9 protein-coding genes are annotated in these 12,828 nt (G+C 30.1%); 5 read left to right on the forward strand and 4 right to left on the reverse strand.

Features of this window, described 5'->3' with window-relative positions:
• From ACRC8M_RS10230 to ACRC8M_RS10240, 3 genes are all read left to right on the forward strand, one after another.
• A partial coding sequence (locus ACRC8M_RS10230) for an SDR family oxidoreductase (RefSeq protein ID WP_438529031.1) occupies positions 1–404 on the forward strand: 404 nt, incomplete at its 5' end.
• Between the two features lie 22 nt (positions 405–426).
• Complete coding sequence (locus tag ACRC8M_RS10235; RefSeq protein WP_438529032.1) at positions 427–1,980, forward strand: extracellular solute-binding protein; 1,554 nt, start codon at positions 427–429, stop codon at positions 1,978–1,980.
• 73 nt (positions 1,981–2,053) lie between these two features.
• The gene (locus tag ACRC8M_RS10240) at positions 2,054–4,969 is read left to right on the forward strand and encodes a chondroitinase family polysaccharide lyase (protein WP_438529033.1); all 2,916 of its coding nucleotides are present in this window, start codon (positions 2,054–2,056) and stop codon (positions 4,967–4,969) included.
• Positions 4,970–5,017: 48 nt separating this feature from the next.
• On the opposite strand, the gene ACRC8M_RS10245 is transcribed toward ACRC8M_RS10240, so the two are convergent.
• The 4 genes from ACRC8M_RS10245 to ACRC8M_RS10260 form a co-directional block, all read right to left on the reverse strand.
• Positions 5,018–6,415 carry a sulfatase family protein gene (locus ACRC8M_RS10245; protein ID WP_438529034.1) on the reverse strand — a complete coding sequence of 466 codons (1,398 nt, stop codon included), beginning with the start codon at positions 6,413–6,415 and terminating at the stop codon, positions 5,018–5,020.
• A gap of 127 nt (positions 6,416–6,542) precedes the next feature.
• Positions 6,543–7,964 (reverse strand): helix-turn-helix domain-containing protein, encoded by a 1,422-nt coding sequence (locus tag ACRC8M_RS10250; protein WP_438529035.1) that lies wholly within the window; start codon positions 7,962–7,964, stop codon positions 6,543–6,545.
• Between the two features lie 115 nt (positions 7,965–8,079).
• On the reverse strand, positions 8,080–8,433 hold the full coding sequence (locus ACRC8M_RS10255; RefSeq protein WP_438529036.1) for a hypothetical protein: 354 nt from the start codon (positions 8,431–8,433) through the stop codon (positions 8,080–8,082).
• A gap of 126 nt (positions 8,434–8,559) precedes the next feature.
• The gene (locus ACRC8M_RS10260; RefSeq protein WP_438529037.1) at positions 8,560–9,525 is read right to left on the reverse strand and encodes a LacI family DNA-binding transcriptional regulator; all 966 of its coding nucleotides are present in this window, start codon (positions 9,523–9,525) and stop codon (positions 8,560–8,562) included.
• 234 nt (positions 9,526–9,759) lie between these two features.
• Between ACRC8M_RS10260 and ACRC8M_RS10265 the strand changes: the two genes are divergently transcribed.
• Together ACRC8M_RS10265 and ACRC8M_RS10270 are read left to right on the forward strand one after the other, a co-directional pair.
• A complete protein-coding gene (locus tag ACRC8M_RS10265; protein WP_438529038.1) occupies positions 9,760–11,517 on the forward strand; it encodes a beta-galactosidase in 1,758 nt (585 codons plus the stop codon).
• Positions 11,518–11,529: 12 nt separating this feature from the next.
• Complete coding sequence (locus tag ACRC8M_RS10270; protein WP_438529039.1) at positions 11,530–12,813, forward strand: ABC transporter substrate-binding protein; 1,284 nt, start codon at positions 11,530–11,532, stop codon at positions 12,811–12,813.
• Positions 12,814–12,828: the final 15 nt, after the last annotated feature.

The following is a 12,828-nucleotide window of genomic DNA, read 5'->3' on the forward strand; positions in this document are numbered from 1 at the left end:
CAATATACTATTTAAGTAAGACTGCATCAATAGAGATGAAAAAGCAAGGTGGAGGAAAGATAATAAACATAGCTTCAATGCTATCATTCCAAGGTGGAAAGTTTGTTCCATCATACACAGCAAGTAAACATGGAGTAGCAGGACTTACAAAGGCTTTTGCAAATGAGTTAGCAGTAGATAACATTCAAGTAAACGCAATAGCACCAGGATATATAGAAACAGCTAATACAGCACCAATTAGAGCTGATGAAAAGAGAAATGCTGAGATATTAGGAAGAATACCAGCAGGAAGATGGGGACAAACATCAGACCTTGTAGGAGGAGCGATATTCTTAGCATCAAAGGCAGCAGATTATGTAAATGGACATATTCTAGCTATAGATGGTGGATGGTTAGTTAGATAATAAATAAGGGGAGAAAGTTATAATGAAGAGAAAAATAGCAATGGGAGCGTTACTTTTATCAGCGCTTATGTTTAATGGATGCTCAAATGATAAAGACTCTAAAGATGCAGGAACAGTAAAAGATAAAAATCTTTCAGTGTTTCTAGTTTTTAATGGAATGCCTTTAAATGATGAGTGGGAAGTTTATAAAAAAGCTGAAGAAGCAACAGGAGTGAAAATAAAGTCATACGCATCTAAAAATAATACAGATTCTACGCAAGCTTACAATCTTATGCTAGCTTCTAATGATTTCTCAGATATTATAGCTTATAGAGTTCCAGATTTAGAGAAGTTAGGTAGCGATGGAGGAATGATTCCTTTAAATGATTTAATAGATAAGCATGCACCAAATATAAAGAAATTTATAGAGGAAAATCCTTTGTATAGAAAAGATATGTACTCATTAGATGGAAAAATATATGCGATTCCAACATATTATGATTTAGATAAACTTAGTGTATCATCTGGACTTTTTATTAGAACTGATTGGTTAAAAAAGTTTGGATTACCAGTTCCAAAAACATTGGAAGAAACTGAAAATGCTTTAACAATATTTAAAGAACAGGATGCCAATGGAAATGGAAGAAAAGATGAAGTTGGAATCTTTGTACGTGGAAATATTCAAGCGGCATTAAACAACTTAACTGGAATTTTTGGTGCAAGACCATATAAAACATTTTATGTAGAAAATAATCAAGTTACTTTTGCAACTTTAGATCCAAATTTTAAAGATGCAGTTAAATTATCAGCAGATTGGTATAAAAAAGGACTTATAGATAAAGAGGTTTTCACTAGAGGTTGGGGAGCAAGAGATGCAGTTTTACCAACAAATATGGGGGGAATGACTTTAGACTGGTTTGGAAGTACAGCTAGCTATAATAGTTTAGCAACGACACAAATACCAGGATTTGAATTTTATCCAATAGAGCCACTTCAAATAAAAGATGGAATGAAAAGTGTTACAGTGGGAAGAAATACGACTCCAGAGATTGGTTGGGGAATATCAGCAGCTTCAAAGAATCCAGAGCAAGCTATTAAGTTTATGGATTGGTGGTTCTCTGAAGAGGGAAGAAGAACTTGGAACTTTGGTATTGAGGGGAAACACTATACAATGGTGGATGGGAAACCAGTGTTTACTGATTATGTATTAAATAATCCAGATGGAAAAGGACCTTTAAAAGTTTTACAAGAGGTAGGAGCTCAAGTTTCAGGACCAGGAGTACAGCAAGATGCTGATTATGAATTTCAATATTCAAATGACATTGCAAAGCAAGGATTTGAGATGTATATGAAGGATGGAAATACAAAGAGACCTTTACCTATATTAAAATATGGTCCAAAAGATATAAAAGAGTTAGACAAAATTATGGCACTTGTAAATCAAACAACAGAGGAATATATGCAAAAATGGATATTAGGTGTTTCAGATGTAGATACAGATTGGGATACTTATATGAATAGAATTCAACAGAATGGTATTGAAAGAGCAAAAGAGATAGTACAACAAAGCTATAACCACTACAATAGTGTTAAATAAAAACATAAAGAAACTAGGTAGAATTACCTAGTTTTTTTATAGAGTTTATATATTGGTAAGAGGGGGGAGTAAAATGAAAAAAATTGTATTAGGAGCGATTATGTTAACAGGAGTTTTATATGCTAAAGATCTAAAAGTATATCAATTTGAAAATGAAATGCCTAAAAATATAAAGGTAGGCGTAAAAGATTCTATATCAATATCTAAAGAGAAATATAAAGATGGAGAGAGCTCTTTAAAATGGCAGTTTAAAAAAGGTGAAGCTTTAAGTATTTTAGATGATGTAGGATATACAGTTTTTAAAACAGGTGAACAAGAAAAAGCAAGAAGTAGTTATAGTATGTGGATATATAATGAAGAACCAATTGATGGAGAGATATTGGTACAGTTTAAAAAAGATGGGATAGTAAAATGTTGGTTTCCAATAAAAATGAACTTTAAAGGTTGGAGAACTATGTGGGTTCAGTATGATAGAGATATGAAAGGCGAGCCTATTGAAGGGATGGATGAAATAACTTTTGTAGCACCTAATGAAAGTGGAGAGATATTAATAGATCAAATTATACCATCGGTATTAATAGATCCAAGACACAATGCAAGAGATGAACAGGTAGATTTTATTAATTTAGAGGCAGATACAGCTGCAAATGCTCATTGGATGGCGCTATATAAAAATTATAATCAGATAGATAAAAATGAAAAGAAGATTGTTTTAAATGAAGGTGAAATAGAGGGCATAAAAAAAGTTGAAAAAAGATACAGAGAAAAACTTTTAAAAAAAGTTCAAGTAACACCTGAACTTATAGCTGAAAAAGAGATGGAGTTTTCAGAGTATAAAAAAATAAACTTAGAATTTATTCAAAGATTAGTTATTTATAAAGAATTAAAACCAGAAGAGAAAGAAAAAATAAAATATATAGCAACAAAAGAGTTTGGAATATATTTAAGAGAGTTAGCATATATGTATAATTCTACAGATAATGTTCAAGAAAAAGAGAGAATTGCTAAACTTTTCAATGAGAGTTTAGAATATATGTATGATCAAGGTTGGACAAAAGGAAGTTCTCAGGGAACGATTCATCATTTAGGTTATCAAATGAGAGAGATTTATGATGCCATATTTTTAATGAAAGAGCCTCTTGTTAAACTAGGAACAGTAAATAAAGCTAAAGAGATGGTAACTTGGTATAGTGCAATGGGAATGATATATACACCTAAAGAAAATTTAAAAGGTGTGAATATAGATGTATTAAATACAATGCTTCCAGGAATGTTAACTGCAATACTTTTAAATGAAAGTAAAGAAAAGGAATCTAAAGAGCTTTATCAACTTCAAAGTTATTTAATGAATTCTATAAAATACTCTCCAGGAGTTTTAGGAGGATTTAAATATGATGGTACAGTTTTTCATCATATGCAAAATTATCCAGCTTATGCAAAAGGTGCTTTTGAAGGTTTAGTTCCTATAATATACTATTTAAATGGCACATCTTATGCAGTTACAGGAGAGCAATATAAAATAGTTAAAAATTCAGTTTTAACAACAAGATTATATTCTAATAAATATAATTATCTACTATCTTTAACAGGAAGACATCCTAATGGGAAATTTAAAATAGATTCAGAAGGTTTTAGATTAATGGCTTTAAGTGGAGAAGGAGGTGTGGATAAAGAGTTAGCACAAGCTTATTTAAGGCTTGATCCTCAAGGGAAAAGTGCTGAGAAATTTAGAAATATGGGGTTAAAAGAGGAGAGGGCTCCTCAAGGTTCGTGGACAATGAATATGGGTTCTTTACAACTTCATAGAAGAAAAGAGTGGCTAGCAGGAGTGAAAGGCTATAGTAGGTATTTAGTAGGAAATGAAACATATATAAAAAATAACTTATATGGTAGATATATGAGCTATGGAGCATTTCAAATTTTAGAAGGTTCATTAAAAGAGAGTGGATATGTGCAAGAGGGATGGGATTGGAAGCATTTCCCAGGAACAACAGCTATAGATGTGCCTTTTGAAAAGCTAAAATCGAATATCTCACAAGTGGATACTAAAAGTGGAGTTGAGGAGATGTTACTTTCAGATGAAACATATTCTGGAGGAAACTCTTTAAACGATAATGGTATGTTTGCAATGAAACTTCATGAACATCCAAAATATAATGGGACTCATAGAGCTAGAAAATCGGTGTTTTTCTTTAACAATAAAGCTATTTTATTAGGAAGTGGAATTGAAAACAATGACAGTGAAAATGAAACTCATACAACTCTTTTCCAAAATTACTTAGGGCAAAATTTGAAAAATAGTTATATTCAAAAGGAAGATGCAATTATAGATTCTCAAAATAATCTGTATAAGATTGTAGAGGGAGATGTAGTTTTAAAAAAAGGAAAACAGGAGTCAAAAGATCAAAACAGTGGTGAAAAAACAGAGAATAACTATGAATTAGCTTATATAAATCATGGGAAAGCACCTAAAAATGGGAAGTATCACTATAGCATTTTAATCAAGGGAAATAATGAGGAACAGGAAAAGTTTAGAAAAAATTCTAAATATGAAGTTTTAAATCAAGATAACAATAGTCATATTGTAAAAGATTTAAAGAGTAATATGATAGGGTACGCACTATTTGAAAGTGGAAAAGTGCAAAATAATAGATTTATTGAATCTGTAGATACTCCATCAATGATTCTTCTTCAAGAAAAAGGCAAAGAGATACAAATGAGTTTTGTTGATCCAGACTTAAGATTATATGAGGGAAGAGATGAGGAGCAATATGATAAGAATGGAGTTATGATTGAAAGAAGTATCTACTCTAGACCTTGGATTGGAAATGAAGGAAAAGAGCATACAACTTTAGTTATTCTAAAAGGAAAATACAATGTTGATAATAATCTAAAAGTAAAATCTGAAATAGATGGAGATTTTACAAAATTGAGTATTATTTCTAAAAATGGAGAACCAGTAAAGATTATATTAAAAGATATATCATAGAATAAAAAAAGAAGTATGGCATTTAAATATGCCATACTTCTTTTCTATTTAAATAGTTATTTTAATAAAAGGGTCATTGTGTTTTTCTCCCCATATCATTAGGTGTTCTTTTAAATATTTAGTTTTATCAGTTAAAGGAATAGGATTTAATTGATACTCATCCTTAGTATTGTCATATAAAAACTCTCTAGGGATATCATTACCAGAATAATCATTAAAATACACATAGGTATATTTTTCATCAATTGCAGCCCTCCATCCATAAGCTAAGGTGTCTAATCCTCTTTCTTTTAAATTATTTAAAACCTTAGGATTTCCAGTATAACATGCAGAGATAGCAATATTATTTACTTCTTCACCTTTTAAAGTAGGAGAGAGATCAACTCCTTCCATCTCTTTAGGAATGTTTAAATCTAAAAGAGAAAGTACTGTAGGAGTAATATCAGCTCCTGAAAGAGGGGTAGTTATCCTTCTATTTTTATATCTATCCCCATGAGAAAGCAAAAATGGCACAGAAATAGCCTCCTCAAACCAAACGTGTTTACTCCAAAGTCCATGAGAGCATAACATCTCACCATGATCTGAAGTTACTATAATTATAGTATTTTCAAATAAATTATTCATCTTAAGGTAGTCAATAATCTTTCCAAAGTGCTCATCAATACCTGTTATGGCTGCATAATATTTTTTAACAGATTCTAAGTACCCAGCCTCATCTAAAGAGAATGGAGTTATAGTTCTAGGATGATCGACTATATCTTCTAGAACCACATTTTCTCTTTTCTCAACTTTAACATCCTTATACATATCCACATATTTTTGTGGGATTAAATCAAGAGGTGTATGTGGGGGATTCCAAGATAGAAAAAGAGCAAAGTTATCGTCTTTATTTTTATCAATAAAATCTAAAGCTATATCTGTTTCATGTTCAACAGACCATTTATTAATATTTATCATCTCAGGAGAATCCATCCAGTAGTGAGGAGAAAGATGGTTATCATCAGCACCATAAGAGTACCAAAAATCAAAACCATGTCTTTTAGGTCCTGGTGGTGTAAAGGCGTCCCAATCTTTAGCTCCTGAAAGAGGAAGGGTACCATCTTTTTTTTCAGGCTCATCTAGATGCCATTTTCCAATATATCCTGTTTTATATCTATTACTTTTTAAAATATCTCCAATTGTAACTTCACTTTCTTTTAAAAATATATTTTCAAGACCAGGTTTACAATTTGTAATAACCCCATGAGATATAGGATTTTTACCTGTTAAAATAGTTGCTCTATTTGGTGAGCAAAGAGGACAGCTACTGTAAGCTTTTTCAAATATTGCTGCTTCGTTAGAAAAAGCATCAAAGTTAGGAGTTATAACAGGTTCTTTTTTCATAAAGCCCACTGCTTCTCTTCTCCATTGGTCTGCAAAAATAAATAAAAGATTTGGTTTTTTCATAAAATCTCCCCCAAGTAAGTAGTTGTTTCTTTTTATGATACATTTTGTAAAAGAACAAGTAAATATTCTATTTTCAATCCTTTTAAACAAAGTCTTAAAAAAAGAAAATGGGATATTTAAAAAATAATTATTTTAAAATTAGGCTAAGTTGAGAAAGTTCAAAATTATCATCTAGAAATAGTTCACGATTTATTTTTACAACAGGTATATTTAATTTGAAATTTTGTAAATCATCAATAGTTATGATATAGTTAACTTCAAAAACATCTTCTAATAAAGAGTTGATTTCATAGCTTTCAATAATTTCTACAACTTCAACATAGGAAAAATTTTTTAAATATTTTGATAATATTTTTCCGTACATATGATCAAAAGTATCATCAACAATAACAACTCTTTTATATTTTTCATTTTCTATTTTAGATTGCGTAGAGTGTTTTTTTAAAATAATTCCTAAGTGAATAATATCTTCTGAATAAAATCTTGGGAAAATATTACACACAATCTCTTTGATTTTTTTATATTTATCCTTTTGGTCACGACTAAGTTGATAGATTTCTTTATTTTCATAAAAATTATACTCTTGTTTTAAATTACCAACTCTTAAAACATTTGAAACCCTCATAATTGTTTGTGGGCTTGTGGAAAGGTCTATATTAAAGCATTCCTTAATTTTATTAATAAAAATTTTAGTATTTTCACTAGGAGTTTCATAAAGTTTTATATCTAAATAAAATAGAGTTTTAATGATAGAGTCTAATTCATATGGTTTTAGATAATCTAAACCTCTAATTTTTAAAAATTTAAGAGTTTTCTCATAATATTTATGTTGAATAAGATTTTCATTAGAATAAGTTTCATCAAGAATAGCCTCTTTTTTATCTCTTATAGAATGAATAAGAAGAATAGCTACAATTTTATAAAAGTCTTCAGGAACAAGGGTAACAGAAATACTATTTAGTAATCTTAAAACAAAAATTTTATTAAGTTCTAAAACATCCTCTTGGAAATATTTTCCAATTAAATCTGCAAATAATTTATGATTAATATTTTTATTGATTAAAAATTTTGTTAGATGTATAGAAAAAATTTCCCTAATCATAGGTTCATTTCCTTCTAAAAATATACCTCGACCAGAGATGCTTTCAATTTTTAAACCTTTATTTTCTAAGTACTCTTTTATCTCTTTAAGATCATAATTTAGAGTTCTTCTAGTAGTTTGTATTTTATCTGTATTATCATTTAAATTTACTGTATTTTCAAAAAAAAGCTGTAGTAAAAGATACTCTTTTCTCTCTGTAACTGAAAGTGGTGCAAATTGTAAAATATCTTTAATTTTGTTTATAGCACATGGTTTTAAAAAGAATAAATCTTTAACTTTTTGAATTCCATGTATTTTATAAGTTGCTAAAAAATCGTTAATTATATTGATATTATTGTCAATAGAACGTTTTTTTATATGTAAAATTTTCTCTAAATCAGAATAGCTAAATTTATTTAAGGAAAAGAATAAACTTAGAATATAAAGAGATTTTTTATTTAAAAACATTGATTCTCCTTTCTTGAAATCTATAATATTGTAATATAGTATATTTTACAATAAAAACTATATATATACAAATAAAAAAGGCCGAGTTTTTAAAACTCGGCCTTTTATAAATAAATTATTTTCTTATTTTATCTAATTCTTTTTCAGTTATAAACATTGTATTGTTTTTAGATTTGATATGTAATCCATCATTAACTCTATCTAAAGTAACAACAACTTGTCTATCTACATCAAGAACGATTCCATTTTTCTCAAGATCAGCAACTGACATAACTTTTCCAACTCTTGTCATAGCCTTGAAAATATCTACTTTTTTAACTTTAAAAGTTACGTTTGGAATTTTAGACTCAAAGCTAATTTGATTTCCTTTTTCATAAGCTCTTATCTTTGTCATAGTTCCATTAACAATACCTGCAAAAGCACTTAAGCTTAGTGTAGCAGCTAATATAATCATGTTTAATTTTCTCACTTAAATTTCCTCCTAAAATACATCTGTGTAGAGATGATTATATATGAAAGTGAAAAAAATATCTATTCGAAATTTACTGCCAAAAAAATGTATGAAATTTCAAAATATGTGAAAAATTATACAAACTCAACAAGAAGAGGTACTTTCTCTTTTTATTAAAATTGGATCTAAAGAGTTCTGTATAGTTAATCGACCTCCATTTAAAAGGTAATCGATTGCATTTGTCATCATTAAGTCCACAGGGTGTCTGATACTTGTAATATTTAAAGCTGTAGAGATAATAGTGTCATCAAAACTTAAAATAGATATATCATTAGGAATAGATAACCCTTTTTTTCCAAGCTCTTTAATTAGATTTAAAGCAATAACATCATTTGATGTAATAAAAGCTGTAGGAAAATCTTTTAAGGAGTTTAATTTTGAAGATAGATTATCAAGATTACTATTAGTGGCATCAGTTTCTATAAACCATTCATTTGAAAATGTTAAACTCTTTTCAGAGAAAAACTCTTTTACTCCTAAAAGCTTTATATTTTTTTTATCAGCTCCAATAAAGCCGATTTTTCTATGATTTAAATTATAAAGATGTTCTGTGGCAATTTTTCCACCTTGAAGAAGAGAAGTATAAACGCATGGATAGTTAGGTAAACTACAGTCAACAATTACAAAATTTTCATTTTGCTGTTTTAAAAATTCAAGGTTTTCTTTTGCTACAGGAGCAATGATAATTCCATCTACATTTCGAGCTTGTAGATTTAAAATATGCTCTTTTTCTAAAGTTTTATCCCCTTGAGAGTTGAGGATAATAACTGTGTATCCATTTTCTCTAGCCGCTTTTTCAACATATTTAATCATCTCTAAGTAATAGTAGTTAGAGAGATCAAAAAGTATAACTCCAATTATTTTAGAAGAGCTACTTCTCAAAGTTTTAGCACTAGAGTTTGGTTTAAAACCTTCGTCTAAAATTATTTTTTCAACACGAGCCCGAACTTCAGGGTCTACAGTTGGATTTCCATTGACCACTCTTGAGACAGTGGGTTGAGAAACACCAGCTAATTTTGCTATATCTTTCATAGTTAAAGTTTTTTTCATAGAACCACCTTTCAAAAGTATTAAGAACTCAATTAAAGTATTTTTTTTTAGATTTGTCAAACAATTTTTTTATTAAATATTAATCTTGACAAAAAGAGATTCATGGAATAAACTCATATCAAGAATACGTATTCTTATAAAAATTAAAGTTTTTTACAGAATATATTCGATAAAAAAGATTTAAAATAAGACATAATTTTTAAAAAATAGAGTGGTAAAAATAGGGAGGAGAAAATGAAATTTGTAGAGGAACATATAGAGATAAACGGAGAGAAAACTCTTCTTATATCTGGAGCGATGCATTACTTTAGAACTTTACCTGAGCAGTGGGAGGATAGACTTAAGAAAATAGCGTCAGCAGGTTTTAACTGTGTAGAAACTTATGTACCTTGGAATCTTCACGAACCTAAAGAGGGAGAGTATAACTTTTCAGGTATGTTAGACCTTGAAAGATTTATATCTTTAGCTGATGAAGTGGGACTTTATGTTATTTTAAGACCATCTCCATATATATGTGCAGAATGGGAGTTTGGAGGATTACCCCCATGGCTATTAAAATATGCAGGAATAAGACTTCGTACTATGGACTTAACGTATATTGAGAAAGTTGATAGATATTACGATACTCTAGTTCCTAAGTTTACAAAATATCTTTCTACAAATGGAGGCCCTATAATAGCTGTTCAAATTGAAAATGAGTATGGAAGTTATGGAAATGACCATAAGTATTTAAGTTATCTAGAAGAGGCTTTAATAAAAAGAGGAGTTAATGTGCCACTATTTACTTCAGATGGACCAACTCATTGGATGCTATCTGGAGGAACACTACCACATATTTGGAAAACAATAAATTTTGGTTCAAAGACAGAGGAATCATTTGAACTATTTAAAAAATATCAAAGTAATATGCCTAAGATGGTTATGGAGTTTTGGATTGGATGGTTTGATCACTGGGGACAAGAGCATATAACTAGAAAGGGGGAAGAGGTAGCAGAGGAGTTTAAGTATATGTTGGAAAACAATATCTCTGTAAACTTCTACATGTTCCACGGAGGAACTAACTTTGCCTTTATGAACGGAGCAAATTATCATGATGAGCAACGTTGTACAGTGACAAGTTATGATTATGATGCTCTTTTAACAGAAGCTGGAGATTTAACTAAAAAATACCATTTAGTAAAGGACACTATTGATGGATTAAAAGGAAAAATAAATATTAAAAAACATAAAAATTACAAAGAGTATGAAGTGAAGGATTCAAAAAAAATAGCTTACGGAAAAGTGGATTTTAAAAAGAGTACCTCTCTTTGGAAGAGTTTAAACTTACTTGGAAAACATCATGTTTCCCCGTATGTAAAAACTATGGAGGAGTTAAATCAAGATTATGGTTTTATACTATATAGAACAAAGGTTAAGGGAATTATTGAAAATATGCCGTTAACTTTACAAGAGGTTAGAGATAGAGCTCTTGTATATTTAAATGGGGAGTTTAAAGGAGTTATTGATAGAAATAGTAAACAGGAAATAATATTAAACTGTGAAAAAGAGGAATCTACACTAGAAATTTTAGTTGAGAATATGGGAAGAATTAACTATGGGCCTCTATTAAAAGATAGTAAGGGAATAACAGAGGGAGTTAGACTTGATAGACAGTTTCTATTTAACTGGGAGATTTATACAATTCCACTAGATAATATATCTAGTTTAGAGTTTGAAGATTGTGATAAAGATGTTGAAAATCACCCAAGATTCTTTAAAGGAACTTTTAATGTGGCTGAGATTGGAGATACTTTCTTAGATTTTACAGGATGGGAAAAGGGTGTTGTATATATAAATGGATTTAACTTAGGGAGATACTGGAGTGAAGGACCTCAAAAAAGACTTTATGTTCCATCGCCTCTTTTAAAAGAGGGCGAGAACGAAATTGTTATTTTTGAACTTCATAATAGTGGTGAAGTTATGGAACTTTTTGCAGAAGCTAAACTTTTTTAAGGAGGGTAAAAGATGAAGAGATATTTAAAGGTTTTAGGAGTGGGAACAATGTTATTTATGGCTGCTTGTGGTGATGGGGAAAAGAAAGAAGTAGCTAAAGCAGAGGATAAAAAAGTTGAACTGACTTTTGTAACATACTCTGGAACTGGGGAAGAGTATATGATGGATACAAATAGTCTAGCAGAAGCTTATCAAAAGGTAGCTCCAAATGTAACAATAAAAATGGAGAAAATACCTGCAACTGAGTATGATAACACAATGAAAATAAGAAACTCAGCACAGAAACTGCCTGATATTTTCCCTGTGAGAGTTGTAACTATGGAAAGTTTTAAAAGTGTACTGCTTCCTTTAAATGAAACCGAAGCTGCAAAAGTGAATAAGTTTGCTAAAGATTTTGAAATTGATGGAAACATATATGGATTACCAATGTATGGATTTAATGAATTTGTTTATTATAGAAAAAGTATATTTAATGAGTTAGGGCTTGAGATACCTACAACTTGGGGAGAGTTTGTAGCACTTTCAACAAAGATAAAAGACAATGGTACTTACATCCCTATGGCATTAGGAGCAAAAGATTCTTGGACAACATATCCGTTCAATGAGTTTATGCCATTTTTAGTACCTGGAGGTAATGATATTTTAAGTAAAATGGCTGTGGAAAAAGATCCATTTTCACCAGGAAAACCATTTTATACAGCTTATGATATGTTAGATAAATACTATAATACAAAGCCTTTTGGAGAGGATCCCCTAGGATATGGTTGGGATCAGGAAAAAAGTATGTTTGCTTCTAAAAAGGCGGTTATGTTGGCATCAGGACAATGGTTTTATATGGACTTAGAAAAAGAGATGCCTAAAGAAACATTAGAGGATGTTGGAGTGTTTGTACTCCCAGCTCGTGAAACAAAGGAGGATCCATTTAGATATTTAGTTTCAGCTGAAGTATTCTTATCAATTCCAAAATATAGCAAAAATGCAGATGAGGCTAAAAAGTTCTTAGATTGGTTCTTTACAAGTGAATACTATAAAGAGTATGTAACATATATGAATGTATTGCCAGCTGTAGAGGGAGTGAAAGGTAGAGAGAGCATATTTAACGTAGCTATAGCAAGTATTCCAAATCCAGAGGTTGTACTTCAAAAAGGTGGCGATGAGAAGTTTAGAAAAATAGCTAACTATATCTCTTTTGATGTTAAGAGAATGGGACAAGAGATGATTCAAGGAGTTAATTTTACAGAGTATATGAATGAGTTTAACAAAAGATGGACAGAAGCTCAAGAAAACACAAAGTAGTTATTAGGAGTAAAA

It is taken from the genome of Cetobacterium sp. (assembly GCF_051653945.1).
Taxonomy (GTDB): Bacteria; Fusobacteriota; Fusobacteriia; order Fusobacteriales; family Fusobacteriaceae; genus Cetobacterium_A.